Below are 25,605 nucleotides of genomic sequence, written 5' to 3'. Positions count from 1 at the left end.
TGACGCGGACCGTTCCTGGTCCGGACGGTCATGGAGATAACAGCCCCGTGAGCAGGCATCTTTGCTCCCGAGCAAATAGTGAAGCCTCAACAACTTACGGTGCTGCGACATTTTGTACGGGGCTGTTTGACCCGCATCAAAGAACACTTGGCAAGGGTGACTAGAACGGGCGCCAACGGGGCGCACGGGCGCGCCCGGACCAAGGAGAAGAAAATGAAGACCCTCGGGATTGCTGCCGTTGTTGCATTGCTCATCGGCGCAGCACCGGCCTATGCCGCCAATGTCGAAGTCCAGATGCTGAACAAGGGCGACGACGGCGCCATGGTCTTCGAGCCGGCGCTGATCGAAATCGCTCCGGGCGACACGGTGACGTTCGTGGCCACCGACAAGGGGCACAATGCCGAGAGCATCAAGGAGATGATGCCGGAGGGTGCCGAGACCTTCAAGGGCGCCATGGGCAAGGATGTGGCCTTCACCTTCACCCAGCAAGGGGTCTACGGCATCAAGTGCGCGCCGCATCTGGGCATGGGCATGGTCGCCGCCGTGGTGGTGGGCGAACCCGCCAATCTCGACGCCGCCAAGACGGTGACGCTGCCGGGCAAGGCCAAGGACCGCATGGCCACTGCCCTCAACGCCGTCGCACAATAACGCTAAACTCGCCCGGGTGGCTCGTCCACCCGGGCGCTGCAATAGCCGGTGGAGTGCATGGTTGACCTTGCTGCCTCGCGTCTCGGCGCGACGCTGCCCCTCCCTCCTGCCGGTCTCGTCCATCCGCCAACGAAGCACAGCCACGCTTCGGAGAAATTGCTGCACCGCGTAGCGGTGGGCGCAACAGTGCTGGAATCATGAGCCGTTTCACCAGACTGGTGGCCGCAATGTCGCCGCTCACCGCATGGCGCGGAAAACACCCTTCCTTGCGCGGCATCAAAGAACCGCTAGCCGATCCGGTCCAGAAAGCGGCGTCCACTCGAGCGGCGGACGCACCCGACGATGACGGGGGCATCGATCCGGATCTGGCGGCATGCCTCAGGGGCGTGCTCGACCCGGAGATCGGCGTCAATATCGTCGATCTGGGGCTGGTGTACCTGGCTCGCAGGACCAGTGAGCATGTCGAGGTCAGAATGACCCTCACCAGCAGGGCCTGTCCGATGGGAGCGATGGTCGTCGAGGACGTGCGGTTGCGGGTGAGCGAGTGCTTCCCCGAGGCCGCTCGGGTGGATGTCGAACTGGTCTGGGATCCTGCCTGGAACCCGGACTTCATTACCGATGCCGGGCGCGAGGCGCTCGGGCGTCCACCCAAAGGAAACTGACCCATGTGCAGCGACTGCCAATCCACCGATACCGTTATCGACGTGCGCGTTATCGCCCCGCGAATGCGCCATCCCATGATCTTCACCGCCTTCGAAAACCTCGCGCAGGGAGACGCCTTCGTCATCGTCAACGATCACGACCCGAAGCCTCTGTGGTATCAGTTCAGCGCCGAGTACCCCGGCACTTTCGACTGGGTCTACGAGCAGCAGGGCCCCGAGGTATGGCAGGTCCGGGTGACCCGCACCGCAGCCTGATCGATGCCGCCGAAGCTCGTTCCCCGCACGCTTCTTGCCGCCACTGCCGTTACGGCGGTGGCGGGACTCTATGGCGGGCTGCTTCGGTTCGGCGCGGCTTTGCCCTTCCTTGCAACGCCGGTCGATCTGCATGGGCTGGTGATGATGCATGGCGTCTTCGGTACGCTGGTGCCGCTTGAGCGGGCCGTGGCCCTCGGGCGGCCATGGTGGTTCGCAGCGCCCCTGCTGTCGGTGACCGGGATCGCCATGCTTCTTGCCGGCCTGCCCGCAGGATTGGGGCTGCTGCTGCTTTCGGCAGCCATCTTCGCCCTGATGTCGATCCGGGTGATGCAACTGCAGCCCACGGCGTTCAACTTCTCGCTGCTTCTCGGTGCGACCGCCCTGCTCCTGGGCACCACCGTGCTGGCTCACACCGGCGATCCGACCGAGGCGATGCCCCTATGGCTCGTCTTTCTGGTTCTCACGGTCGCGGGGGAGCGACTCGAACTCAGCCGGCTCACCGGAACGGGCCGCCGCGCCACGGTGCTGTTCGTACTGATCGCCGGTGCTATGCTCGCCGGAGCCACGCCGGCGGTCCGGCAGTTCGACGCGGGCATGATACTGCCAGCAGCCATGATGGCCATGGCGGCGTGGCTCAGCCTCAATGATGTCGCCCGGCACCGGCTTCGCGCCGGTGGCCAGACCGCGTTCATGGCCGTGGCGATCCTGTGCGGTCATTTCTGGCTGGCAGTGGCTGGCCTAGCCGCGCTGGGCGAGCCGCAGTTCCCCGCCATGCGCGACCTGTTCATCCACGCAGTCGGTCTCGGCTTTGCCATGTCGATGATCATGGGCCATGCCCTGATCATTCTGCCCGCCGTCGCGGGATTGCGGGTGGCGTACCGCCCGGCGATGTACCTGCCGCTGGCACTGCTGCAGATCTCCGTTGCAGCCCGCGGCCTTGGGCTGCTCAACCCCAACCTGTTCATGATGTCGGGCGTCGCCACAATGACCGCCCTCGTTCTGTTCGGCGCCATGGCGTGGTTCGGCAGATAGGCTGGCAAACCGGCGACTTGCCATCAGCCAACTCAACGGAAGCACCGGACCTGAACAGCCGCACTCGGCACAAGAGCCTTCGCTGTTGATCAAGCAGCGCAACGACAAGCGCCTGGGTGGACCCTGCTTCCGACACCGCCGGCGCCTCACCGTTGCTGCTACCCGCTAGAGGCGGCCGGCCGTCTATGGGGGAGCGGTCTGAACGAAGATGCCGCAGCAAGCGGAGGTGTTCAGATGCAGGTGAACGTCTTCATGTCGGCGGTGCAACACAAAGGGGCCACGCCAACCTTCCTGCTGTTGCCGTTGCGGCCGCAAGCCACCATTCCGCAACACCCTCAGGGCTTGGAGGGGCAGTACGTCACGACAACGGAAGCCGACCACAGCATCATCGGTTACTCCGACTGATGTTGAGGCAGCGCTGAACCGCGACGGTTATCTGGTCACCTCCACCCGTTAGTTCGGCAGTCGCGATCAGGCGCAACAGCGGCCAGGGGTTGGGCAAGCCGGCCACTGCGTATGCCGCGGAGCCGTCCGGCCCGCTGGGCGCACGGCGATCGGGATTGCAGTTCTTCAGGCCAAGAGTTCTCCGGCGATCATTTGGCCGATCGGAATGGCGGCGGTGGCAGCCGGGGATGGAGCGTTGAGGACGTGCAGCATGCGCTCGGTCCGAGCGAACAGAAAATCATGCACCATGGTTCCGTCGGACCGCACTGCCTGCGCTCGGATGCCGGATGGGTGAGGCTGGAGATCGGCGAGCGTGAGGGAGGGGCAGAACTTCTGGCAGGCGCGCAGATAGTGCCGGCGGCTCAGCGAATTGGTGGCTTCAGAGATGCTGGCTCGGGCATGCCTAGCGATCACCTTCCAGAAGCCGGGAAAGGAGAGCATGTCGGAGGCATCGCCTGCATCGACCGCAAGCTTGGCGTAGCCCTCTCGAGCTAGCGCGGGCACAGCGTTGGGCCCCACCGTCAGGCTGCCGTCGATCATCCGCGTGAGATGAATGCCCAGGAACGAAAGGGAAGGAGCTGCCGATCTGACGCATGTCATCGCCGTCGCTCGTTCGATCGGGACCCATATCAACGGGTTCAAGATCGTCATCGAGAAGTCGACCGTTCCGGTCGGAACGGGAGACCTCCTGGCTCGCACAATCAGTGAAACGATGGCTGTCCATGGCCTAAGCCATGACTTCGAGGTCTGCTCCAATCCCGAATTCCTCAAGGAAGGCAGCGCCATAGCGGATTTCGCCGACGCCCCACGGATCGTGGTGGGCGCCGGGTCTGATCGCGTGCGCCAAGCGATGCGCGACTGCTACCAGCCCTATCTACGTGACCGCGACAGGCTGGTCTTCATGGATGTGCGAGCCGCTGAACTGACCAAGTATGCGGCCAATGCGATGCTCGCCACCAAGATCAGTTTCATCAACGAAGTGGCCAATCTGGCTGAACGGCTGGGGGTGGACGTGGAGCAGGTCCGCACAGGCATCGCGTCCGACCCCCGGATCGGGCCACACTTCATTCAACCGGGTGCAGGCTATGGCGGTTCGTGTTTCCCAAAGGACGTGCGGGCTCTTGTCCGTGCGGGACGGGATGCAGGCTACGAGCCGCAACTGCTCGCAGCCGTGAACGACGTGAACATCCGCCAGCAGAACACCTTGTTCGACAAGCTCCACGACGCTTTCGCCGGCGATCTGGCCGGTCGCACCTTCGCGGTCTGGGGATTGGCGTTCAAACCCAATACCGACGATATGCGGGAGGCGCCGAGCCGGCGGCTTCTGGAAGCGCTCTGGGAGCACGGTGCGCTTGTTCGTGCCTACGACCCCGAGGCGATGCGCGAGGTGCGCCGCCTCTACGGCTACCGTGCCGATCTCGAATTGTGCGAAAGTCCCGAAAGTGCACTTGAATGCGCCGATGCGCTGATCGTTTGCACCGAATGGCCTTGTTTCGCCGCCGCCGACCCTTCGAAACTGGCCGAAGCGCTGGCTTTCCCGATCGTGGTCGATGGCCGCAACATGTTCGACCCGGCCATGATGCAGCAGCACAAGTTGCTCTACTACGCTGCCGGCCGCGGCTCCTCCGTGGCGGATTCCAGTCAATTGAAAGCCCTGACAGCTGCTCCGGCCGCCCACATCCTGGCGGCCGAGTGAGCGGCGAGGAGTCTATCCCGCAGGACTAGCCGACAAGGTAGTGCGGCGCTCGCTTTAGGGGCAGAGGAGGTTTAGCACCTCTGCCTCGGAAACTTACGGCGACGAGGCGCTCTCTGCGTCCGTGACTCAACTTTCCTATCTCCAGTAACCTGCCGAAGCCCGTGCAGGCGCTCGCCACCGCGGCCGTTGTTGCAGGTTCGCAACAGCGGGAAATCATCACAAGCGTGCGAGGAACCGGCTACCGGGCGGGCCGTTGCGGGGGTGATGTTTTCCTGCACTAGCGAAGCATTCCCAAGCGGCTTAGGGCATTGGCCATATTCCGAATTTTACCAGCGTCACCCATGGATTCCGTATTGCTCTCACGCCGTCTGTTCATGATCGGCCTGCCGGCCGCTGCTCTGGCCGCCTGCTCCTCCACCCGCACGCCGGTAGTGCAGGAGCCCATTATCGATCCCTACTATCTGCGGATGTATGGCCCGATCCTCGATGAGCCGTTCCCCGTCGCGGCGATGGATCTGCGCCGCGTCGATCCGAAGTGGTGGCGTCAGGAGGTGCCTGATCCGACCGGGGAGAAGCCGGGCACGATCGTCGTCGACACCCCCGCGCATTACCTCTACCTGGTGATGGAGGGCGGCCGCGCCCTGCGCTACGGCGTCGGCGTCGGCAAGGACGAGGCGCTGGTGTTCCGCGGCAACGCCTATATCGGCCGCAAGGCGGAGTGGCCGCGCTGGACGCCGACCCAGTCGATGATCAAGCGCGAACCGGAACGCTACGGACCTTATGCCGGCGGCATGCCGGGCGGCCCGGAAAATCCGCTTGGGCCGCGCGCGCTCTATCTCTACCGCGATGGGCGCGACACTTTGTTCCGACTCCATGGCACCACGGAGCCGTATACCATCGGCACCAACGTTTCGTCGGGCTGCATCCGCCTGATGAACCAGGACATCATCGACCTCTACGCCCGCGTCCCCACCGGCACCCGCGTCGTGGTCTACAACTGAGGCTTCTCGTCCGGGTCGATGCCGCGGCAGCGGCGTCCCCGCGGACCCATACCGTAGTCACCCGCAGCGACACCCAAGCTGCTGTCGCGACATCGGCCCGGACGAAGCTCAGCGCTCGGTGAAGAACCGGGCGATATAGTCGGAGAGAATTCGACTGTCGGACGCTCGCTCGAGCGAGGCCACCGCACTATCCACCACAGCATCCGGAGCCCGTCCGCGGCGCATTTCCGCCAAGGCCTGGGCATAGTCGTCCTCGAACTCGGGGTGCGGCTGGAAGCTGAGCGCAGCGCCGTTGCGATAGGCAAGGCCTGCATTGGGGGTGAATTCGGAGGCGAGGATCACCTCGGCCTCGGACGGCGCCTCGATCACCTGGTCCTGATGCGAGCAGGCGACGGACAGCGCTTCCGGTGCATCGGCCATGAAGGCGGGCCTTGCGGTCACCTGATAGGTGTGGCGCCCGATACCCCAGCCCTTTTCCGATTTGGTGACGACGCCGCCCAGCGCATCGGCCATGATCTGGTGGCCGAAGCAGATGCCGAGCATCGGCGTGTTCGCCGCATAGGCTCGACGAATGAAGTCGCGGAGCGGGTCGAGCCAGGGGTGGTCTTCGTAGACGCCGGCGGGGGAGCCGGTGATGACGATGCCGTCGAGCCCAGACGGATCAGGCAGGGCTTCACCGTTCGATACGGCTACCACCTCATAGCTGAAGTCGCGGCCGGTCGCGTCGAACATGCGCTCGAACATGCGCGGATATGAGCCGAACCGTGGCAGGAGCGGCGCCGGCACTTCGCCGGTCTGGATGATGGTGAGCTTCATGGTGTCTGCAGAAGGAGATTGTGTTGCACCCATAGCAGCTTGCGGAGCCGCTGAAAAAACGAAAGGCCCGGATCGCTCCGGGCCTTCGCTTGCTGCTGTAGATAGTGGGGGTCAGACCTGCTGGACACCTTCGACGCCGGGAACGAAGTGGCGGAGGAGATTTTCAATGCCGCTCTTGAGGGTAGCGGTGGAGGAGGGGCAGCCGGAGCAGGCGCCCTGCATGTGCAGGAACACCGTGCCTTCCTTGAACCCCTTGAAGATGATGTCGCCGCCATCCATGGCGACGGCCGGGCGGACGCGGGTGGCGAGCAGTTCCTTGATCACTTCGACCGTCTCGGTGTCTTCCTCCTCGAAGAACTCCTCGACCTCGCTGAAGTCGACGGGCTCGCCGGCGCTCTCGCTGAGTACGGGCTTGCCGGACAGGAAGTGATCCATGATCACGCCGAGAATGGCCGGCTTGATGTGGGCCCAGTTGGTGTCGTCCTTGGTCACCGAAATGAAATCGGAGCCGAGGAAGACGCCGGTCACCCCGCCAATGCCGAACAGGCTGTGGGCCAGCGGCGAAGCGGCCGCGGCCTCGGGGGTGCGGAAATCGCGCGGCTCGCCCGGCAGCACATCCCGGCCGGGCAGGAACTTCAGCGTTGCCGGATTGGGAGTGGCTTCGGTCTGGATGAACATCGCTCGGTCCGCCTTACGTTTTAGAATGCTTCTAAGATAGAGTTCCTGCGCGTTCCTGCAAGAGCAAAGTCGCGACCTTCAGCCGCGTTTGACGCGCCCCGTTCATGCGCTAGCGTCATAACATGATACGCATCTTCAGGTATATCGCCCTGTTCGAGGGACTCACCGCCGTCGCGCTGTTCTTCGTCGCCATGCCGGCCAAATACTGGTTCGGCAATCCGACGCTGGTGCCGCCGATCGGCGCCATTCATGGTTTTGCCTTCGTCGCCTATATGCTGGCGATGGTGGTCTGTCTGCCGGGACGCTGGCTGTCGGTCAGGAATTGGCTGACCACCTTTGCTTCGGGGTTCGTGCCGGGCGCCTCGTTCTTCAACGACCGGATGCTGCGCCGCCACGAACTGGTCGCGGCCTGATCAGCAGATCGCGATCACTTCCTCGTCGCTCATTCGGCCCGGCACGATGGTGAGCGGGATCGGCAGGGCATTCGAGCGGGCGGCGAAGTGCGTGACCAGCGGCCCCGGCCCCTCGCCGGAGGTGGAGGCGGCAAGCACGAGGATGGCGATATCGGGGTCCTTGCCGATGATGCGCTCGATCTCGGCGGTGGCCTCACCCTCGCGGATCACGGTCTCGGCGCGCACGCCGCCAATGGCGCGGATGCGGGCAAGGCGGGTGTCGAGGTTGCGCTCCGCCTCCTCCACCGCTTCGGCCCGCAGCACGTCCTCGACGCCAAGGCCGATGAATTCGGGCTTGGCGACCACGCTCATCAGCACGACGGTGCCGCCCGTACGCTTGGTTCGATAGGCGGCGAAGGTCAGCGCGCGCTCGCATTCCTCGGTCTCGTCGATGACGACCAGGAACTTGCGCTTGTATTCGGTGTCGTACATCGCCGCCTCCGGTTAGCGGATGAAGCCTACGATCGAGCGGACGTCCACCATGGTCGCCTCGGCAATAGCCCGCGCCCGCTCGGCCCCATCACGCAGGATAGCGTCGATGGTCTCGCTGTCATCGATCAGCCGGCGCATTTCCCCCGCCATGGGAGCCAATTGCGCCACGGCGAGATCGGCGAGAGCCGGCTTGAACTTGCCCCAACCCTGCCCGCCGAACTCGGCCAGCACCTCGGCCTTGGTCTTGTCGCTGAGCGCAGCATAGATGCCGACGAGGTTGTCGGCCTCGGGGCGGCTCGCCAGCCCCTCCACGTCATGCGGCAGTTCGGCCGGGTCGGTCGTCGCCTTCTTGATCTTTTTGGCGATGGCGTCGGCATCGTCGAGCAGGGAGATGCGCGACTGGTCGGACGGGTCCGACTTGCTCATCTTCTTGGTGCCGTCGCGAAGGCTCATGATGCGGGTGGCCGGGCCGGCGATCAGTGGCTCGGTGACCGGGAAGAAGGCGCCCTCGTCGTCGCCCGCGTTCTGGGCGGCGATGGAGTCGCGATAGTCGTTGTTGAACTTGATGGCGATGTCGCGCGTCAGTTCCAGGTGCTGCTTCTGGTCGTCGCCCACCGGCACGTGCGTTGCCTTGTAGAGCAGGATGTCGGCCGCCATCAGCGAGGGATAGGCGAACAGACCCAGCGAGACGTTTTCGCTGTTCTTGCCGGCCTTGTCCTTGAACTGGGTCATGCGGGCCATCCAGCCCATGCGCGCGACGCAGTTGAACACCCAGGCGAGCTCGGCGTGCTGGATCACCTGCGACTGGTTGAAGACGATGGAGCGCTTGGGGTCGACACCGGCGGCGATGAAGGCGGCGGCCACTTCGCGCGTGGCCCGGCGGAGATCGTCGGGCTCCTGGCGGACGGTGATCGCGTGCATGTCGACCACGCAATAGATCGTCTCATGGGTCTCCTGCAGCGGCACGAAGCGGCGGATGGCGCCAAGATAATTGCCGAGATGGAGATCGCCGGAGGGCTGGATTCCCGAAAACACGCGGGGAGTAAACGTCATGCTCTGAAGTCTCGCTGCTGTGCCGCCTGTTTATCGTCCCGCGGCGCAGACGTCACCCCCGCCGTAGCCGCCGGAGCAGCAGGCCGAGCCGCTGGGCACCGCTAAAATGCACCAGGGTGAAGTAGGTAACGACGCCAAAGGCGATCAGCACGGCAAGAACCAACGCCTGGTGCCATAGCGGCACGCCGGGCGCCAAATGCGGCCCGCCCCGCTGCGACAAGAGATAAAGGGCGCCGCCCATCAAGGCGCTCGAGAGGATGATCAGCGCGTGGCGCCGCCCGGCGTCGAGCGAGAGGCGGAACTGGCCCCGCAACGCCAGCACAGTGCCGAGCAGAAGGGCGTTGAGCCAGGCGGACGCCGCGGTGGCGATGGCGATGCCGACATGGAGAAGGGTCGGGAACAGCCACAGCGACAGGGCGATGTTGGCGACCACCGAGACGGCAGCGAAGATGGTGGGGGTGACCGTGTCCTCGCGGGCGAAATACCCCGGCTGCAGGACCCGGATCAGCACATAGGCGGGCAGGCCAGCCGAAAAGGCGATCAGCGCTTCGGCCGTTGCCCGGGTGGCAGCCGGATCGAAGGCACCGCGCTCGAACAGGACACGTACGATCGGCTCGGCCATGGCGATCAGCGCCGCCGCCGCCGGCAGCGACAGCAGCATGGCGATGACGAGCGACTGGTCCTGCGTCTGCTCGGCTTCGGCGAGGCGCCCGCCCTTGAGGTGTCGGCTGAGTTCAGGCAGCAGCACGGTGCCGATGGCAATGCCGATGATGCCGAGCGGGAGCTGGTAGAGCCGGTCGGCATAGGACAGCACCGAAATGGCATTGTCGGCGCCCGAGGCGATGATGGTGCCGACAAAGATGTTGATCTGGGTGATGCCGCCGGTGAGGATCGCGGGAACGGCGAGCACCCAGAAGCGGCGCACTTCCGGATCGGGCCGCGGCAGGCGGAAGCGCGGACGGAAGCCGGCGCGTTCGATGGCGATCCAGACCAGCACCAGTTGCGCCACCCCGCCGGCCATGGTGGCGATGGCCACCCAGACGGTTGCGGTTTCCGGCGCCTGCACCCACCAGATGGCGAGCGGCACCAGCGCCACGATGTTGACGATGTTGAGCAGGACCGGCGCGAAGGCGGCGGCAAAGAACCGGCCCAGCGAGTTCAGCATCGCGCCATACGCCGCCATCAGCGACATGCAGGCGAGATAGGGGAACATGATCCGCGTCAGCAGCATGGTCAGCTCGAGCTTGGCCGGGTCGTCGACGAAGCCCGGCACGAACAGCACCATGATCTGCGGCATGAAGATCTCGGCGAGGATGGTGACCACCACCAGCATGGCCACGAGCCACGCCATGATGCGGGAGGCAAGATCGCGCGCCGCGGCGTCCCCCTGCTGCTCGAGGGCGCCCGAGAACATCGGCACGAAAGCGGTGTTGAAGGCGCCCTCGGCAAACAGGCGCCGGAAGAGATTGGGGAAGCGGAAGGCGGCAAAGAACGCGTCGGCCGCCGGGCCGGTGCCGAGCACTGCCGCCATCAACGCGTCGCGGATGAAGCCGAAGACGCGCGAGACCAGGGTCAGCCCGCCGACCGAGAGGAAGGAGCGGTAGAGGCTCACGGGAAAGTGCCCCTACGAGGGACCCCCACCCCGTCCCTCCCCTCAAGGGGGAGGGGGCGCAAGATAGACGACTTCGGAGTGTGCGGCTCCTTCCTTCCCTCCCCCTTGAGGGGAGGGCTAGGGAGGGGATCTGGCGGCAGACGCGCCGGGCTAGCCATTCACCACCTTCGGCTCGGCCTTGCGGGGCTCGAACACGGCCATCAGCGCGTCGTGGATCTTGCGCTGGCGCGGCTTGGACATGATCTTCTGGCCGGTGAGGTCGGTGACGTAGAAGACGTCCACCGCCTTCTCGCCATAGGTCCCGATATGGGCCGAGCCGATGGTGAGGCTGAGGTCGGAAATGGCGTGGGTCAACGCATAGAGCAGGCCCATGCGATCGAGGCCCGACACCTCGATGACAGTGAACTTCTCCGACAGCGCGTTCGAGACCGACACCTGCGCCGGCAAGGCGAAGGGCTTGAGGCGCTTGTTGTGCCGCGACTCCTTGCCGAGGTCGATCAGGATCTGCCGCTTGCCCTGCAGGAGCTGACGCACGGTCTCGATGATCCGGGTGGCGCGAACTTTCTCGTCCTCATCGGAGGTGAAGCTGCGGCGCAGGCGGAAGGTGTCGAGCGCGCGCCCGTCGCGGGTCGAGAATATCTGCGCGCCGATGATGGAGGCATCCTGCATGGTGCAGGCGCCGGCGATCAGCGACAGCAGGCGCGGATGGTCGGGCAGGTAGAAGCTGACTTCGGTGATGCCTTCGAAGGACTTCACCCGGATCGAGCCGGCGAAGGGCTCGCCGGCACGGTCGGCATTGCGGATCATCTTCGCATGCTCGACCTGCAGTTCCGGTTCGGCGCGCAGCCAATAGTGGTCGTAGTGTCGGCCGATATAGGTGCCGACTTCGTCCGTAGGCCAGTCCGAGAGCGCTCTGCTCAACTGCTCGCGGGCGGCGCCGATGCGATCGGACTGGGTCACCTGCGAGTGGCCGCCGGACAGCAGCGGCTCGGTGGCGTAGTAGAGTGCGCGGAGGAGCGAGCCCTTCCAGCCTGACCAGACGCCAGGACCGACCGCGCGGATATCGCAGGCGGTGAGGATCATCAGCAACGCCAGCCGCTGCGGCGACTGCACCACGTCGGCGAAGGCATTGGCGGTCTCGGGATCCTGAATGTCGCGCGCCTGGGCGATTTCGCTCATCAACAGATGGTATTCGATCAGCCAGGCAACGGTGTCGGTCTCGGCCGGGGTCAGCCCGAAGCGCGGGCAGAGACGACGGGCGATGCGGGCGCCGGCAATCGAGTGGTCCTCCGGGCGCCCCTTGGCGATGTCGTGGAGAAAGAGCGCCACATAGAGCAGGCGCGTATCGTTGAGCTGCGGCAGCAATTCATGGGTGAGCGGCAGTTCGTTCCTGAGACCGCCATTTGCGATGTCGGCCATGACGCCAACAGCGCGGATCAGATGCTCGTCCACCGTGTAGTGGTGGTACATGTTGAACTGCATCAGCGCGACGATCTTGCCGAATTCCGGCACGAACTTGCCGAGCATGCCGCTCTCGTTCATGGCCCTGAGGATGCGCTCGACATAGAGCGGGCTGGTCAGCACCGTCAGGAAGCACTCGTTCGCCCGAGGGTCGTTGCGCAAGCGGTTGTCGATCAGCCCGAGCGAGCGGCGGATCGCCTGGATCGCGTCAGGGTGGAACAGCAGTTCCTCACGGCCCGCCACCATGAACATGCGGATGAGGTTGACCGGGTCCTTCTCGAACACATCCGGCCTGGCGATGTTGAGCCGGCCGGTGTCGACGACGAAGTCGGTTTCGCCCTTGATCTTCGAGCGGCCCGAGCGGAACGGCGCCAGCACCCGTCCGACCAGGTCCATGTCCTTGGCGTGGTTGAATTCAAGCGAGGCGCAGATGATGCGGGTCAGGTCGCCGACATCCTTGGCCACCAGGAAATAGCGCTTCATGAAGCGCTCTACGCCGAGCATGCCGATGCGGCGCTCATAGCCCATGCGCTCAGCGAGTTCCGGCTGCATGTCGAAGGTCAGCTTTTCCTCGGCACGACCGGTGATGAAGTGAAGGTGGCAGCGCACGGCCCAGAGGAAATCCTCGGCACGGCTGAACAGGCGGTAGTCGGCAGCCGAGAGCACGCCCTTGCCCACCAGCTCCTGCGAGGTCTTGACCTGGTAGAAGTACTTGCCGATCCAGAACAGGGTGTTGAGGTCGCGCAGGCCCCCCTTGCCGTCCTTGATGTTGGGCTCGACGACGTAGCGGGTGTTGCCCATCTGGCGGTGGCGCTCGTCGCGCTCGGCCATCTTGGCGGCGATGAACTCGGGGCCGGTCTTCGGCATCACCTCGGTTTCGAAGCGCTTGACCAACTGATCGAAGAGCGCCTTGTCGCCGGTGAGAAACCGGGCCTCCAGCGTGGCCGTGCGGACCGTCATGTCGGCCTTGGCCATGCGGATGCATTCATCGACCGAACGGACGGCGTGGCCGACCTTCTGGCCGAGGTCCCACAGCAGATAGAGGATGTATTCGGTGACCTGCTCGCCCCAGGGCGTCTGCTTGTAGGGCAGAATGAAAAGGAGGTCGATGTCGGAGCCCGGTGCCAGCGTGCCGCGACCATAGCCACCGACGGCCGCGAGCCCGATGGCTTCGGCGCCGGACGGGTTGTCGACGGGGTAGACGCGGCGGGTCGCGAAGGCGTGGACCGCCGCGATGATCTCGTCCTCGGCGTTGCTGAGGTTTTGCGCGCAGCGGGTGCCCTTGCCGGTGGCGATCAGTTCCGCCTCGGCGGATTTGCGGGCGTCGGACAGCGTCTGGCGGATGTGGGCGAGGACCTTGGCGCGGGCGGCAGTAGACTTGGGATCGTCCGCGCCGATGGCGTCGTCCAGTTCGCTCAGGATGGTTTCGGCGGACTTCAGCGCGAACAGCGGTTTTCGCGGCTTTGCGTCAGCTTCGGCGAGCGTCATCGCGGATTTTCTTCAACTCGTACAGCGCCTCGATGGCCTGCCGGGGTGTCAGCTCGTCGGGGCGGATGCCATCGAGAGCCTGATGAACCGGGTCTGGCCCGACCGGCCGAGCGGGCGGCTGGTGGGCAAATAGCGGCAGATCGTCTAGCACGCTTGCCCGCTGGCCGGAAGAGGCGGTGCCCGAGGAGCGCTCCTCGAGCGTGTTCAAGATTTGGCGCGCGCGGACCAGAACTGGCTCCGGCAGACCGGCAAGACGCGCAACCTGAATGCCATATGAACGGTCGGCAGCACCTTCCACCACCTCGTGGAGGAACACCACCTCGCCCTCCCACTCGCGCACCTTCATGGTGACGTTGCTGACCCGCGGCAGGGTCTTGGCGAGGCTGGTCAGCTCGTGAAAGTGGGTGGCGAACAGCGCCCGGCACCCGGTCTGATTGTGCAGCGCCTCGACCGCCGCCCAGGCGATGGAGAGACCGTCGAAGGTGGCGGTGCCGCGGCCGATCTCGTCGAGCACCACCAGCGAGCGGCGGGTCGCGCGGTTGAGGATGGCGGCGGTCTCGACCATTTCGACCATGAAGGTGGAGCGGCCGTGCGCGATATCGTCGGAAGCACCGACACGCGAGAAGACGCGGTCGACAACGCCGATATGGGCGCTGGTCGCGGGCACGAAGCTGCCCATCTGCGCGAGGATGGCGATCAGCGCGTTCTGGCGCAGGAAGGTCGATTTACCGCCCATATTGGGGCCGGTGACCAGCCATAGCCGCCCGCCGCCGATCTCGTCCGAGCCCGACAACTCGGCATCGTTGGCAACGAAGCTGCGGCCTTCAGCCATGGTGCGTTCCTCGACCACCGGGTGGCGGCCGCCTTCGATATGGAAGGCGAGCGAGGTATCGACCTCGGGGCGCACATAGCCGCGGGTCAGCGCCAGATGGGCCAGCGCGGCGGTGACGTCGAGTTCGGCCAGGGCATCGGCAAGGGCGCGGAGCAGGTCGGTGCGCTCGAGCACGGAATAGCGGAGGCTTGCGAACACCTTTCGTTCGATCTCGAGCGCCGCTTCATGGGCACGGGCGATGCGGCCCTCGAGATCGGCCAGTTCCGCCGTGGTGAAGCGTATGGCATTGGCCATGGTCTGGCGATGGATGAAGAGCTGGCGGTGCGGTTCTTCGAGGAGCTTGTTGCCCTGTCCGGCGGGAACTTCGACGAAATAGCCGAGCACGCCGTTGTGGCGGATCTTGAGTGCCTTGACGTCGGTCTCGGCGATGAGCCGAGCCTGCAGGGCTGCAACCACGGCGCGGGTTTCGCTGCCGAGGGCGCGCTCTTCGTCGAGCTTCGCATCATAGCCCTGGCGGACGAAGCCGCCATCGCGGGCGAGCAGCGGCAGTTCGTCGTCGAGCGCGGCAGCGAGATCGGTGGCGAGGCCGACCGGTGCGGCGGCAAGGGTAGCGGAGAGCCGCTCGAGCACTGCGGGAAGTGCCTCGGCACCAGCCAGCAGGCGCGAGACGGAGATGGCACCACCCACGGCCCGGCCGATGGCGGCGAGGTCGCGCGGACCGCCGCGATCGAGGGCGAGGCGGGTCAGGGCGCGGGCAAGGTCGGGTACGGCCTTGAGTTCGGTGCGCAACCGCCCCGCAAGCAGTGTGTCTTCGGTCAGGAAGGACACCGCATCGAGGCGGTGATTGATGGCCGCAGCATCGGCGAGGGGTGCCGCCAGACGGGAGGCGAGCAGGCGCGAGCCGGGCGCGGTGACCGTCAGGTCGATGCTGTGGCGGAGCGAGCCGGTGACCTGCCCACGTTGGGTCTGGGTGAGCTCGAGGCTCATGCGGGTGGCCGCATCGATGGCGAGGTGCCGGCCGGCGCTGTCGATCACCGGCGCCCGGAGCGCCACCCCTGCCCCGCGCTGACTATCGCGCACATACCCCACCAGCGCGCCGAGCGCCGACCGCGCAGCGCGGGAGAGAGCGCTCGGATCGAAGGTGCCGGCGGGGAAGCCCTGGCGCAGCGTGTCCGCCGCCGCCTGGCTATCGAAGCTCTCCGGCGGCGTGACGTGAGTGCGCGCAAGGAAGGCGGGCGGCAGCAGTTGCCGCTCGGACAGGACGTCCCTGGTTGCTGCGCTCATCAGCAGTTCGGCAGCATCGATCCGTGCGAGTTCGTCGAGCACCTGCTCGGCGGTGAGGTCGGCAGTGAAGGTCTCGCCCGTTGAAATATCAGCCCAGGCCAGGGCGAAATCTGTGTCGCCATGGCGGACGCTGGAAATGGCGGCGAGGTAGTTGGCGGCACGCGCCTCGAGGTGATCGTCTTCGGTCAGGGTGCCGGGGGTCACCAGCCGCACCACGTCCCGCTTCACCACGGATTTGGAGCCGCGCTTCTTGGCTTCGGCCGGGTCTTCCACCTGCTCGCAGATGGCGACGCGGTGGCCGAGCTTGATCAGCTTGTTGAGGTAGTCGTTGGCGGCGTGGATGGGCACGCCGCACATCTGGATGTCCTGGCCCAGATGCTTGCCGCGCTTGGTCAGCACGATGCCGAGCACGGCGCTGGCAATCTCGGCGTCCTCGAAGAACAGCTCGTAGAAATCGCCCATCCGGTAGAACAGCAGGTACCCCGGATTGGCCGACTTGATCTCGAAATACTGCGCCATCATCGGCGTCAGCTGCACGGCGGCGCCGGCCGGGGCAGAATCGGGAAGGGAGACGTCCATCAGCAAAAGGGCGGCCAGTTCGAGGAAGACCGGACCTTAGGACCTCGGGCCGCGCGCTACAACCGCAGCGGCCCGGCTTTGCACCGGCAACCGAGCGCGGCTGCGGGTCCCGAGCGCGCCTCTGCCTAGAGGCTGGGCTGCATCGCAAAGCGGAGCAGGACGTAGAGCAGGGCTAAGAGGACCAGTCCGCCGAGCCCCAGCACGCCGAGCAAGGCTGCCCGCAACAGGCCGTCGCGCTCGCGCGGGCGATTGCGTTCAGCACGATGTTCAGCCAGCGCCAGTTCGGCCTCGGCGATCAGCACCGGCAGGCGGTTGGCGGCGTCGCCGAAGGCGCGCAGGTGATCGGCGAGGTCGTTGAGCTTGCCGATCGGGCCCTGCTCGCGGCGGAGCCACTCGCCGACCACCGGCTCTGCGACGGTCCAGATATCAAGGTTGGGATCGAGCGAACGGGCGACGCCTTCCACCAGTACCATCGATTTCTGCAGCAGCACGAGTTCCGGACGCGTCTGCATCGAGAACAGTTCGGTGATGGCAAAGAGCTGCCCCAGCACCTTGGCCATCGAGATGTCTGCGGCGGTACGGCCGTGGAGCGGCTCGCCGATGGAGCGGATGGCCAGGGTGAAGTCGTCGACCGACTGGTTCTTGGGCACATAGCCGATGTCGAAGTGCCGTTCGGCGACCAGCCGGTAGTTGCGGGTGATGAAGCCGTAGAGGATGTCGGCCAGGAACCGACGCTCGTAGCGGTTGATCCGGCCCATGATGCCGAAGTCGACGGCGATGATGTTGCCGGTGGCCGGATCGGCGAACAGGTTGCCCGGGTGCATGTCGGCGTGGAAGAAACCGTCGCGGATGGCGTGGCGCAGGAAGGCCTGCAGCAGTTGGGCGGCGAGCTTGCGCCGGTCGAGACCCGCGGCATCGATGGCGGCATGGTCGCGGATCGGAATGCCTTCCATCCAGGTGGTGGTAAGGACGTTCTGGGCCGTGTGATCCCAGGAGACGGTGGGGATGACGAAGCCGGTGTCACCCTTGATGTTCTCGCTCATCTCCGAGATGGAGGCCGCCTCGAGGCGGAGGTCGAGCTCAAGGCGGGCGGAATGATCGAGCGTCTGCAAGACCTCGGTCGGCTTCAGCCGCCTTGCCGGGCGGATGAAGCGTTCGGCGAAGCGGGCGCCGGCATAGAAGCCCTCGATATCGGCGCGGAAGCGCTGGGCGACGCCGGGGCGCAGCAGCTTGACCGCCACCACGCGCCCACCGGAGGGGCTGTCGATGCGCGCCTTGTGTACCTGGGCGATGGATGCCGCCGCAACCGGGGGGCTGAGTTCGGCGATATCGGTGGCCTTGGTGCCGAGCGCCTCCTGAAGAATGGCGGGCACCAGCGCCGGGTCGAAGGGCGGCATGCGGTCCTGCAGGCCCGACAGATCGGCAGCGGCATCGACGCCGACGATATCGGGACGGGTGGCCAGCGTCTGGCCGAACTTCACATAGGTGGGGCCGAGCTTGTTGAGCGCCGCGTTGAGCCGGTCGACGCGGCCGGTGCGCCGCACCGAGCGACGTTCGACGAGGCGCGCCATGCCGATCGCCGCAGTCGCCATCGGCGGCAGCGATTCAGTCGGCAGCACCGAGAAGGCACCTTCGCGTGCCAACACCCATACGGCTCGTGCGAGCCGGAAATACGCCCCCAGGCTCATGCGTCAGAGTTTCCAGCCCGAGAACAGGACGGCGATATTGCCCGAATAGGAGGTGTGCTTCACCCGCTTGAAGCCGGCCCCGACCAGCATCGAGGAGAAGAGCTGCGGCGAGGGGAACTTGCGGATCGATTCCACCAGGTACTCATAAGGCTGGGCATCGCCGGTGACCACGCGGCCGATGGGCGGGATCACCCGGTCCGAAAAGGCGCGGTAGATCGCGTCGAACCCGGGCACATCCACCTGCGAGAATTCGAGCACCAGGATGCGCCCGCCGCGCTTCAGCACCCGGTGGGCTTCCTTGAGCGCCAGGTCGATCCGCGGCACGTTGCGGATGCCGAAGGCGATCGTATAGGCGTCGAAGCTGTTGTCCTCGAAGGGCAGTTGCTCGGCATTGGCCTCGACGAAGCTCGCCTGAGCCGGGTAGCGCCAGTTGCGGGCGCGCTCAGCGCCCACGCGCAGCATGTCGGCATTGATGTCGGAAACCACGACTTCGGCGTGACCGACCGAGGCATTGAGGATGCGCTCGGCGATGTCGCCGGTACCGCCGGCCATATCGAGCACCCGGTAGGGGCGGGCGCCGCGCTTGGGCGGGGCGAGTTCGGTGACCATGGCATCCTTCCACAGCCGGTGGATGCCGCCACTCATCAGGTCGTTCATCAGGTCGTAGCGGTCCGCAACGTCGTGGAACACCTGATTGACGAGGCCCTGCTTTTCTTCGAGCGGCACGGTCCGCTCGCCGAAATGGGTGGTCTCTTGGCGATCGCTCATGGGTCTGGCTCGCTCGGTTCCGATTTTGCCGGCACCATATATAAGACATGTCGGGTTGCCCATGGCACAAAGCCGCACATGGATTAAGGAGAGGTGATGCCTGAACTGCCCGAGGTCGAAACCGTCCGCCGAGGCCTCGAGCCGTGGCTTGCCGGCGCCACCATCGAAGCGGTGACCTTGAACCGGGCCGACCTGCGCTTTCCGTTTCCCGAAGGCCTGAAGGCGGCGCTGGAAGGGACGACCGTCACCGGCGTGGGGCGGCGCGCCAAGTACCTCCTGATGTCGCTTTCCACCGGCAAGACGCTATTAAGCCATCTCGGCATGACCGGCTCCTGGCGCTTCGCCGAGCATCCGATCGACAAACCGCCGCGGTACTACGAGCCGACACTGGCGGAAAAGCACGACCACATGGTGTGGACCATCGCCCACCCGGAACACGGGCGTTCGCACCTGATCTATGCCGATCCGCGGCGCTTCGGCTTCATCGGACTCTATGACGACCCGGCCGACAGCCCGTATCTCGAGGGGCTCGGGCCCGAGCCGCTCGGCAACGACTTCCATGCCGAAGGAATGGCGGAGGCCTTTGCCGGCAAGAAGGCGCCGATCAAGGCGGCGCTGCTGGACCAGAGGGTAGTGGCGGGGCTCGGCAATATCTATGTGGCCGAGGCGCTGCACCGCGCTCATATCCTGCCCACCGCCGCTGCCGGCCGGCTGGTGACCCCGAAAGGCAGACCCAAGGCGATGTTGGAAGGTCTCGCTCAAGCCGTGCGGCAGGTGCTGGTGGAGGCCATCGAGGTCGGTGGTTCAACGCTGAGGGACTTTCGGAACGCCGAAGGCGGCTCGGGCTATTTCCAGCACCGCTTTGCCGTCTATGACCGGGAGGGGGAGCCCTGCCCTACCCCGCTCTGCACCGGCACGGTGGAGCGGATCGTGCAGTCGGGGCGGTCCACCTTCTTCTGCCCGGTGTGCCAGAAGCTGCCGTGATCAGGCTGAACCTGAATCACAGTTGACGCTTTCCCGTCTTTCCCCTATAGACCCCGCGACTTGGCGGCGCCTGTGCCGCCGCTTTCATTTCATGCCGGATGGTTGCGACTTCGAGCGAGGCGCATCTGGCCGGTTGGACGCCAAGAGGACCATTCATGGCCAATACGCCGTCAGCCAAGAAGGCTACCCGCAAGATCGAAGCCCGCACCGCGATCAACAAGTCGCGCCGCAGCCGCGTTCGCACCTTCATCCGCAAGGTCGAAGAAGCGATTGCTTCGGGCGATCACGCTGCGGCCATGACGGCGCTGAAGGCTGCCGAGCCGGAGATCAACCGCGCGGCGAACAAGGGCATCGTTCATGCCAACCTGGCGGCCCGCAAGGTCTCGCGCCTCAACAGCCGGGTGAAGGCGCTGAGCGCCTGATCCAAGTATGCATCACTCCGGCTTGCCGGAGTGCTGAACAGACGGACCGGGCTCCCATTGCGGAGCCCGTTTTGTTTGTGACGGAATGGCAAAGCCATTTCCGATTCCAGCGCTCGTGACACCATCATGACAGTGGTAGATACCACTTTTCCCAGTCTGTGGCTGGCTCGAAAGTCAAGGGTTGTCAGAGGCTTGCGCAGGCGGTGCGGCGTTTCGCCCGACGGTCCGGGCAAGCGTCACGGAATATTTTTTTAGGCTTCGATAACCGCTAGTGAATCGAATCTGCATTGAGTCCCAAACGGTTGTGGAAAGGCACTTTTGCACCCGCCGGGCCCCTTGGTCAGCAGCGACAGAGTCAAGCCCCGTTTTTGGATTTATGGCGGTTGCGGGCCCAAAATGCTCCCTCTAGAGTGCCTTGGTCAGCAGGGAAAAGCGGCGCCGAAAACGAGCGTCTCACCCCGGCTGATGAGGTTCAAGGGGTTTGTTTTCGGGGCAGGCCGATTTTTCGGCCGGGGTCATATTCGGTGAAGATTGAATTGGCATTCGGCAAGTCCGACGGCTTTTTTCTGGCCGGTGGATAGGCTCAATCCGGTCTGAATTGACCGGGGATCACGACGACAAGGGTTAGGCACCGACGGCTCGACAAGGCCGCGGTCAGAAAAACTGTGCCTGCTGCTGGCAGGTGCACGGGCGAAGCTGTGGCTCTTTCAGGACGGAAGGCCGCGATCTGAGGCAAGACACTGCCGGTGCGGACCGGCAGCATGAGAAACGGGGCTCAAGATGATGCGACAGGCAACTGCCGGAACGGGGGATTGGTCGAGTGCCACGGCGCCTTCCACCTCCACCACGACTGAAGGCAAGGACCCTGTCATGACCACCCAAGACGATGGCCTCGATCGCCGTGACCTGTGGGCCCGGGTGCGGGCGCGCATCAAGGCCGGCGTCGGCGAGGACGTCTTCACCTCCTGGTTCGCCAGGCTCGAGCTCGACGATCTGGCGGACGGCGTGGTGCACCTGTCGGCGCCGACGCGGTTCCTGTGTTCCTGGGTCCAGTCCAACTATTCCGACCGCATCCTCGAGGCTTTCCGGCAGGACGAGCCGAGTGTCGAGCGCATCCAGGTGTCGCTGCGCGTCGCCGGCCAGCCCCGGCCGCGGCCTTCCGCCGTCGCAACGGATGCCGCCAACACCACGACCAGCGCCCCGGCCCCCGCAGCCAGCGTCGCCACTACCGCCCCCGCCCCGGCAGCCCCCGCTGCGCCCCGTCTGGTGCGCGATACAGCCAAGGGCGACGCCCTCTCCGGCAGCGCCATCGACCCGCGCATGACCTTCGACAGCTTCGTGCCCGGCTCGGCCAATGAGATGGCCTTCGGCGTGGCCCGCCAGATCGCCAATGCGGCGATCAACAACACCGTGACCTTCAACCCGGTCTACATCCATTCCACCGTCGGACTCGGCAAGTCGCACCTGCTCAACGCCATCGCCCATGCGGTGGAAGCGGCCGATCCGACCAAGAACATCGTCTATCTGACCGCCGACCACTTCATGTACCACTTCATCACCGCCGTGCAGCGCCAGTCGGCGCTCGGCTTCAAGGAGTGGCTGCGCCGGGTCGACCTGCTGCTGATCGACGACATGCAGTTCCTGCAGGGCAAGTCGGCCACCGAATTCGGTCATACGCTGGGCACTCTCCTTACGGGCGCCAAGCAGGTCGTGGTTGCCGGCGATGCGCCGCCGCGCGATCTCGAAATGATCGACGAGCGTATCCGCTCGCGCCTGTCGGGCGGGCTCGTGGTGCCAATCTCCGGCTTCGACATCGAGCTGCGCCGCGCCATCGTGCAGCGCCGCGCCGATCAGGCCACTGCCCGCTTCGGCATGCACTTCCCGGCGGCCGTAATCGACTATGTCGCCCGTGCGGTGATCAGCCATGGCCGCGACCTCGATGGCGCGGTGAACCGGCTGGTCGCGGCCAACCAGCTGACCGGTGAACTGATCACCGTGCCCCTGGCGGAAAAGACCCTTGCCGACCTGATCCGCTCCCGCGATGCGCGCCGCGTGCGCATCGAAGACATCCTCAAGATCGTCGCTCGCCACTACAAGGTACCGCGCAACGAATTGCTGTCGGCCCGCCGCTCGCGCGACGTGGTACGCCCGCGCCAGATCGCGATGTTCCTTGCCAAGGTGCTGACCTCGCGCTCCTTGCCCGAGATCGGCCGGCGCTTCGGCGGTCGCGACCACACCACCGTGCTGCACTCGGTGCGCAAGGTCGAGCAGATGATCAAGGACGACATCGATCTCGCCCAGGAGATCGAACTGCTCAAGCGCATGCTGGAAGAGTAGGCTGTAGGCGAGCCATAAGGCTCGCTATTCGGGCGCCTGGTAGTGCGGGTCGGTGTGCCGGCCCGCATAGGCCTCATCCAGTTCGTTGATGATCTTCTGCCCCTCTTCGGGCGCGATGCGCTTGAGGATCTCGTCGATCTTGGCTTCGACGCGATCATCACCTTCCTTGGATTGCGGTGAGCCGAGATAGAGCAGGAAAGCGAGGCCACCGACCTGCCAGAGCAGTTGCAGGAACTCCGACTGCCAGTTCTCCAGCGTGTCGCGCAGCATCTCGACCAGATACGGGCTGAACTCGGCAGGCTGGCCGTGCGACGCCTGCTCTTCGGCAAAGGCAAACCAGCCGAAGACCCAATGCCCCACCAGCGTGATGAGGAAGAAGCCCAGCGTCACCCAGCCATAGCTGTATTTCTTCCACACGGACTGTCCCGCGCGGCGCAATGACGCGGTTGCGCGCAGCCCCGCCTGTGCAAAGCTCGGCGCAACAGGCGCTCGCGCTTGCGTTTTGGCTACCGAATTGTAAATGTCCAAGCCCGGTTCGCCGGGGGTTCGCTGCCGCTTGGCAGCCTTGAGTGCCAGGGAAGTCGCCGCATGAAGATCACGCTCGAACGCAATCATCTGCTCAAGTCACTGGGCCATGTGCATCGGGTGGTGGAGCGGCGGAATACCTATCCGATCCTGGCCAACGTGCTGCTGAAGGCGGCCGACGATCGGGTCGAGCTGCGCGCGACCGACCTCGACATCGAAGTCACGGAGATGGTGCCGGCGATGGTGTCGACGCCGGGCACCACCACCGTGCCGGCGCACACGCTCTATGAGATTGTCCGCAAGCTGGCGGACGGCTCGGAAGTCCGCCTCGAAACCGACGGCAGCGACAACATGGTGCTGACCTCGGGCCGCTCGCGCTTCAATCTCGCCTGCCTCAACCCCGACAGCTTCCCCGACCTCAAGTCCGGCAGCTTCGGTCACGAATTCCAGATGCCCGCCCCTGCCCTGCGCGAGCTGATCGAGCGCACGCAGTTCGCGATCTCGAATGAAGAGACGCGCTACTATCTCAACGGCATCTACTTCCACACCGTCGACGTCTCCAACGCCGGCACCCTGTTGCGGGCGGTCGCAACCGACGGGCATCGCCTGGCCCGTGCCGAGATCGAGGCCCCGGCGGGTTCCGGTGGCATGCCGGGCATCATCGTGCCGAAAAAGACTGTGGGCGAGGTGCAGAAGCTGCTCGATGGCGCTGCCGAAGAGGACGTGAAGGTCGAAGTCTCCGACACCAAGATCCGCTTCAGCCTCGGCTCGGTGGTGCTGCTGTCCAAGCTGATCGAGGGCACTTTCCCCGACTATGACCGGGTGACGCCCAAGAACAACGACAAGCAGATGACGGTCGACCGGCAGAGCTTTGCCATCGCCGTCGACCGCGTCTCGACCATTGCGTCCGAGCGCGGTGGCAAGGCCGTCAAGCTCCATGCCAACGAGGGCATGCTGGAACTGTCGGTGACCAACCCCGATCACGGCACCGCCAGCGAAGAACTGCCGGTCGAGTTCGAGACCGAGGGCTTCGAGATCGGCTTCAATGCCCGTTACCTGCTCGACATCATCGGCCAGATCCGATCCGAGAACGCCATTTTCCTGTTCAACGATGCCGGCTCGCCGACACTGGTGAAGGAAGAGGGTGAAGCGCGGGCGCTCTACGTGCTGATGCCGATGCGCGTGTGAGGACGGCAGCGATCCCGGCCCGCGCTGCGGCGTCGACATGACCCGCCATCTTTCCCGCCTGCGCCTCACCGCCTTTCGCAACTATGCTGCGGCGGCACTCGATCTCGACCAGCGCCATGTGGTGCTGACCGGCCCCAACGGCGCCGGCAAGACCAATTTGCTGGAAGCCATATCGGTGCTCTCCCCCGGCCGTGGCCTGCGGAATGCCGGCTTCGACACGCTGCAGCAGCAGGGCAGCGATCAGCCCTGGGCGGTAGCGGCAACGGTCGAGACCCATGACGGCCCCTCCGATCTCGGCACCGGCGCGGCGGCCGAAGGTGGGCGGCGCGTGCGCATCAACGGCGCCAATGCCCGCTCGGTGGAATTGCTGAGCGACTATCTGCGGGTGCTCTGGCTCACCCCGGCCATGGACGGGCTGTTCTCCGGCCCCGCCTCCGATCGCCGGCGGTTTCTGGACCGTCTGGTGACGACGCTGATCCCCTCGCACTCGGCCGCGGTCGGCGACTACGAGAAGGCCATGCGCCACCGCAACCGCCTGCTCGAGGAGGACGCCGATCCTGCCTGGCTCAACGCCGTCGAGGTGCAGATGGCAGAACTCGGCACCCAGATCCACATCGCCCGCGCCGACAGCCTTGAGCACCTGCAGGCGCTGATTGCGGAGAGCCTCGAGGATGCGAGTTTCCCGGCCGCGCATCTGGCGCTGACGCCGCTGTTCGAGAGCGGGGCGGAGCCAACGGGCCTGACGGAGCTGGAATCGGCGCTGAGCAGCGGCTGGCGGGCGTCTCGGGCCCTTGATCGCGCCGCCGGACGCACCATATCAGGACCACACCGTGTCGATCTCCAGGTAACCTATGCCCAAAAGGGCATGCCGGCCGCATTGGGCTCGACAGGGGAGCAGAAGGCCCTGTTGATCGGGCTGATACTCGCCCATGCACGACTGGTGAAGCTGAGGACCGCGATCACCCCCTTCCTGCTGCTCGACGAGATCGCCGCCCATCTCGACCCCGACCGGCGGCGCGCCCTGTTCCTCGCCCTCGACGGCCTCGGTACCCAGTGTTTTCTTACCGGCACGGACGCCGTTTTGTTCGAGGCCATGGGCGATCGGGCGCAGCGTGTTGCCGTAAAGGACGGCCGACTGACCCTCGGCTGAACTCAGGGTAACGAAACGCAGTCAAAATCCGGGTGAAAGCCCCCGAAAATGCCCATTTTCCTTGGGGTCGGCACCCCGTTCCGCTAGAACAAACCCATCCAGAAAAAGAACCGATTCG

23 protein-coding genes and 1 pseudogene are annotated in these 25,605 nt (G+C 65.3%); 13 read left to right on the top strand and 11 right to left on the bottom strand.

Features of this window, described 5'->3' with window-relative positions; genetic code table 11:
• Positions 1-213 precede the first annotated feature (213 nt).
• The 5 genes from ACFSX5_RS09790 (at position 214) to ACFSX5_RS09770 (ending at position 3,002) form a co-directional block, all read left to right on the top strand.
• Positions 214-648 carry a pseudoazurin gene (locus ACFSX5_RS09790; RefSeq protein ID WP_386833154.1) on the top strand — a complete coding sequence of 145 codons (435 nt, stop codon included), beginning with the start codon at positions 214-216 and terminating at the stop codon, positions 646-648.
• 197 nt (positions 649-845) lie between these two features.
• Positions 846-1,310 (top strand): metal-sulfur cluster assembly factor, encoded by a 465-nt coding sequence (locus ACFSX5_RS09785; RefSeq protein WP_386833152.1) that lies wholly within the window; start codon positions 846-848, stop codon positions 1,308-1,310.
• A 3-nt stretch (positions 1,311-1,313) separates the two neighbouring features.
• Positions 1,314-1,565, top strand: a complete 252-nt coding sequence (locus ACFSX5_RS09780; protein WP_386833151.1) for a DUF2249 domain-containing protein — start codon at positions 1,314-1,316, stop codon at positions 1,563-1,565.
• A 3-nt stretch (positions 1,566-1,568) separates the two neighbouring features.
• Positions 1,569-2,597, top strand: coding sequence for a hypothetical protein (locus tag ACFSX5_RS09775; protein WP_386833150.1), 1,029 nt, complete (start codon positions 1,569-1,571; stop codon positions 2,595-2,597).
• A 234-nt stretch (positions 2,598-2,831) separates the two neighbouring features.
• A complete protein-coding gene (locus ACFSX5_RS09770; protein WP_386833149.1) occupies positions 2,832-3,002 on the top strand; it encodes a hypothetical protein in 171 nt (56 codons plus the stop codon).
• Between the two features lie 165 nt (positions 3,003-3,167).
• Here ACFSX5_RS09770 and ACFSX5_RS09765 read toward each other — a convergent pair.
• Positions 3,168-3,617, bottom strand: a pseudogene (locus ACFSX5_RS09765) (L-2-hydroxyglutarate oxidase); the annotation flags it as partial.
• Between ACFSX5_RS09765 and ACFSX5_RS09760 the strand changes: the two are divergent.
• Together ACFSX5_RS09760 and ACFSX5_RS09755 are read left to right on the top strand one after the other, a co-directional pair.
• Positions 3,595-4,737: a UDP-glucose dehydrogenase family protein gene (locus ACFSX5_RS09760; protein WP_386833148.1), complete on the top strand. Its 1,143-nt coding sequence runs from the start codon at positions 3,595-3,597 to the stop codon at positions 4,735-4,737. The pseudogene ACFSX5_RS09765 and the gene ACFSX5_RS09760 sit on opposite strands and share 23 nt — an antisense overlap.
• Before the next feature lie 341 nt (positions 4,738-5,078).
• The gene (locus tag ACFSX5_RS09755; protein ID WP_386833147.1) at positions 5,079-5,738 is read left to right on the top strand and encodes a L,D-transpeptidase; all 660 of its coding nucleotides are present in this window, start codon (positions 5,079-5,081) and stop codon (positions 5,736-5,738) included.
• A 108-nt stretch (positions 5,739-5,846) separates the two neighbouring features.
• Here the strand turns inward: ACFSX5_RS09755 and ACFSX5_RS09750 are convergent, their stop codons facing one another.
• Positions 5,847-6,554, bottom strand: a complete 708-nt coding sequence (locus ACFSX5_RS09750; RefSeq protein ID WP_386833146.1) for a type 1 glutamine amidotransferase — start codon at positions 6,552-6,554, stop codon at positions 5,847-5,849.
• A 111-nt stretch (positions 6,555-6,665) separates the two neighbouring features.
• Positions 6,666-7,232, bottom strand: coding sequence for a NifU family protein (locus ACFSX5_RS09745; protein WP_386833145.1), 567 nt, complete (start codon positions 7,230-7,232; stop codon positions 6,666-6,668).
• 122 nt (positions 7,233-7,354) lie between these two features.
• Between ACFSX5_RS09745 and ACFSX5_RS09740 the strand changes: the two genes are divergently transcribed.
• Positions 7,355-7,645 (top strand): DUF3817 domain-containing protein, encoded by a 291-nt coding sequence (locus tag ACFSX5_RS09740; RefSeq protein ID WP_386833144.1) that lies wholly within the window; start codon positions 7,355-7,357, stop codon positions 7,643-7,645.
• Here ACFSX5_RS09740 and ACFSX5_RS09735 read toward each other — a convergent pair whose 3' ends face one another.
• The 7 genes from ACFSX5_RS09735 to ubiE form a co-directional block, all read right to left on the bottom strand.
• Positions 7,646-8,116 carry a universal stress protein gene (locus ACFSX5_RS09735; protein ID WP_386833143.1) on the bottom strand — a complete coding sequence of 157 codons (471 nt, stop codon included), beginning with the start codon at positions 8,114-8,116 and terminating at the stop codon, positions 7,646-7,648.
• Between the two features lie 12 nt (positions 8,117-8,128).
• Positions 8,129-9,169 (bottom strand): tryptophan--tRNA ligase, encoded by a 1,041-nt coding sequence (gene trpS, locus ACFSX5_RS09730; RefSeq protein WP_386833142.1) that lies wholly within the window; start codon positions 9,167-9,169, stop codon positions 8,129-8,131.
• A 52-nt stretch (positions 9,170-9,221) separates the two neighbouring features.
• The gene (gene murJ, locus ACFSX5_RS09725; RefSeq protein ID WP_386833141.1) at positions 9,222-10,781 is read right to left on the bottom strand and encodes a murein biosynthesis integral membrane protein MurJ; all 1,560 of its coding nucleotides are present in this window, start codon (positions 10,779-10,781) and stop codon (positions 9,222-9,224) included.
• A gap of 150 nt (positions 10,782-10,931) precedes the next feature.
• Positions 10,932-13,730, bottom strand: a complete 2,799-nt coding sequence (locus ACFSX5_RS09720; protein WP_386833140.1) for a [protein-PII] uridylyltransferase — start codon at positions 13,728-13,730, stop codon at positions 10,932-10,934.
• Positions 13,711-16,425 (bottom strand): DNA mismatch repair protein MutS, encoded by a 2,715-nt coding sequence (mutS, locus tag ACFSX5_RS09715; protein ID WP_386833139.1) that lies wholly within the window; start codon positions 16,423-16,425, stop codon positions 13,711-13,713. The genes ACFSX5_RS09720 and mutS overlap by 20 nt, the downstream gene beginning before the upstream one ends.
• A gap of 125 nt (positions 16,426-16,550) precedes the next feature.
• Positions 16,551-18,113 carry a 2-polyprenylphenol 6-hydroxylase gene (gene ubiB, locus ACFSX5_RS09710; RefSeq protein WP_386833137.1) on the bottom strand — a complete coding sequence of 521 codons (1,563 nt, stop codon included), beginning with the start codon at positions 18,111-18,113 and terminating at the stop codon, positions 16,551-16,553.
• A 3-nt stretch (positions 18,114-18,116) separates the two neighbouring features.
• The gene (gene ubiE / locus ACFSX5_RS09705; RefSeq protein ID WP_386833136.1) at positions 18,117-18,881 is read right to left on the bottom strand and encodes a bifunctional demethylmenaquinone methyltransferase/2-methoxy-6-polyprenyl-1,4-benzoquinol methylase UbiE; all 765 of its coding nucleotides are present in this window, start codon (positions 18,879-18,881) and stop codon (positions 18,117-18,119) included.
• 96 nt (positions 18,882-18,977) lie between these two features.
• On the opposite strand from ubiE, the gene mutM reads away from it, so the two are divergent.
• The 3 genes from mutM to dnaA all read left to right on the top strand — a co-directional run bounded on the left by mutM (position 18,978) and on the right by dnaA (position 22,624).
• The gene (mutM, locus tag ACFSX5_RS09700; RefSeq protein ID WP_386833135.1) at positions 18,978-19,865 is read left to right on the top strand and encodes a bifunctional DNA-formamidopyrimidine glycosylase/DNA-(apurinic or apyrimidinic site) lyase; all 888 of its coding nucleotides are present in this window, start codon (positions 18,978-18,980) and stop codon (positions 19,863-19,865) included.
• Positions 19,866-20,020: 155 nt separating this feature from the next.
• On the top strand, positions 20,021-20,287 hold the full coding sequence (gene rpsT / locus ACFSX5_RS09695) for a 30S ribosomal protein S20 (RefSeq protein WP_386833134.1): 267 nt from the start codon (positions 20,021-20,023) through the stop codon (positions 20,285-20,287).
• A gap of 870 nt (positions 20,288-21,157) precedes the next feature.
• Positions 21,158-22,624: a chromosomal replication initiator protein DnaA gene (gene dnaA, locus ACFSX5_RS09690; protein ID WP_386833133.1), complete on the top strand. Its 1,467-nt coding sequence runs from the start codon at positions 21,158-21,160 to the stop codon at positions 22,622-22,624.
• 24 nt (positions 22,625-22,648) lie between these two features.
• On the opposite strand, the gene ACFSX5_RS09685 is transcribed toward dnaA, so the two are convergent.
• A complete protein-coding gene (locus ACFSX5_RS09685) occupies positions 22,649-23,041 on the bottom strand; it encodes a DUF6766 family protein (RefSeq protein ID WP_386833132.1) in 393 nt (130 codons plus the stop codon).
• A gap of 171 nt (positions 23,042-23,212) precedes the next feature.
• Between ACFSX5_RS09685 and dnaN the strand changes: the two genes are divergently transcribed.
• The gene (gene dnaN, locus ACFSX5_RS09680; protein ID WP_386833131.1) at positions 23,213-24,337 is read left to right on the top strand and encodes a DNA polymerase III subunit beta; all 1,125 of its coding nucleotides are present in this window, start codon (positions 23,213-23,215) and stop codon (positions 24,335-24,337) included.
• A gap of 37 nt (positions 24,338-24,374) precedes the next feature.
• Positions 24,375-25,487 (top strand): DNA replication/repair protein RecF, encoded by a 1,113-nt coding sequence (gene recF, locus ACFSX5_RS09675; protein ID WP_386833129.1) that lies wholly within the window; start codon positions 24,375-24,377, stop codon positions 25,485-25,487.
• Positions 25,488-25,605 lie beyond the last annotated feature (118 nt).

The sequence above is a fragment of the Devosia albogilva genome (assembly GCF_042685625.1).
In the GTDB taxonomy this organism is placed as follows: Bacteria; Pseudomonadota; Alphaproteobacteria; order Rhizobiales; family Devosiaceae; genus Devosia; species Devosia albogilva.
Note: the sequence above shows the minus strand (reverse complement) of the source record. Positions and strands in the feature narration are given on the sequence as shown.

Bases quoted from the DNA above. Each gene is read 5' to 3' on its own strand.
- ACFSX5_RS09775 (WP_386833150.1), top strand. From the start codon at position 1,569: ATGCCGCCGAAGCTCGTTCCCCGCACGCTTCTTGCCGCCACTGCCGTT.
- mutS (WP_386833139.1), bottom strand. From the start codon at position 16,425: ATGGACGTCTCCCTTCCCGATTCTGCCCCGGCCGGCGCCGCCGTGCAG.
- ACFSX5_RS09750 (WP_386833146.1), bottom strand. From the start codon at position 6,554: ATGAAGCTCACCATCATCCAGACCGGCGAAGTGCCGGCGCCGCTCCTG.
- ACFSX5_RS09770 (WP_386833149.1), top strand. From the start codon at position 2,832: ATGCAGGTGAACGTCTTCATGTCGGCGGTGCAACACAAAGGGGCCACG.
- ubiE (WP_386833136.1), bottom strand. From the start codon at position 18,881: ATGAGCGATCGCCAAGAGACCACCCATTTCGGCGAGCGGACCGTGCCG.
- ACFSX5_RS09780 (WP_386833151.1), top strand. From the start codon at position 1,314: ATGTGCAGCGACTGCCAATCCACCGATACCGTTATCGACGTGCGCGTT.
- ACFSX5_RS09755 (WP_386833147.1), top strand. From the start codon at position 5,079: ATGGATTCCGTATTGCTCTCACGCCGTCTGTTCATGATCGGCCTGCCG.
- ACFSX5_RS09785 (WP_386833152.1), top strand. From the start codon at position 846: ATGAGCCGTTTCACCAGACTGGTGGCCGCAATGTCGCCGCTCACCGCA.
- ACFSX5_RS09740 (WP_386833144.1), top strand. From the start codon at position 7,355: ATGATACGCATCTTCAGGTATATCGCCCTGTTCGAGGGACTCACCGCC.
- ubiB (WP_386833137.1), bottom strand. From the start codon at position 18,113: ATGAGCCTGGGGGCGTATTTCCGGCTCGCACGAGCCGTATGGGTGTTG.
- trpS (WP_386833142.1), bottom strand. From the start codon at position 9,169: ATGACGTTTACTCCCCGCGTGTTTTCGGGAATCCAGCCCTCCGGCGAT.
- ACFSX5_RS09735 (WP_386833143.1), bottom strand. From the start codon at position 8,116: ATGTACGACACCGAATACAAGCGCAAGTTCCTGGTCGTCATCGACGAG.
- recF (WP_386833129.1), top strand. From the start codon at position 24,375: ATGACCCGCCATCTTTCCCGCCTGCGCCTCACCGCCTTTCGCAACTAT.
- ACFSX5_RS09790 (WP_386833154.1), top strand. From the start codon at position 214: ATGAAGACCCTCGGGATTGCTGCCGTTGTTGCATTGCTCATCGGCGCA.
- mutM (WP_386833135.1), top strand. From the start codon at position 18,978: ATGCCTGAACTGCCCGAGGTCGAAACCGTCCGCCGAGGCCTCGAGCCG.
- dnaN (WP_386833131.1), top strand. From the start codon at position 23,213: ATGAAGATCACGCTCGAACGCAATCATCTGCTCAAGTCACTGGGCCAT.
- dnaA (WP_386833133.1), top strand. From the start codon at position 21,158: ATGACCACCCAAGACGATGGCCTCGATCGCCGTGACCTGTGGGCCCGG.
- ACFSX5_RS09720 (WP_386833140.1), bottom strand. From the start codon at position 13,730: ATGACGCTCGCCGAAGCTGACGCAAAGCCGCGAAAACCGCTGTTCGCG.
- ACFSX5_RS09745 (WP_386833145.1), bottom strand. From the start codon at position 7,232: ATGTTCATCCAGACCGAAGCCACTCCCAATCCGGCAACGCTGAAGTTC.
- rpsT (WP_386833134.1), top strand. From the start codon at position 20,021: ATGGCCAATACGCCGTCAGCCAAGAAGGCTACCCGCAAGATCGAAGCC.
- ACFSX5_RS09760 (WP_386833148.1), top strand. From the start codon at position 3,595: ATGCCCAGGAACGAAAGGGAAGGAGCTGCCGATCTGACGCATGTCATC.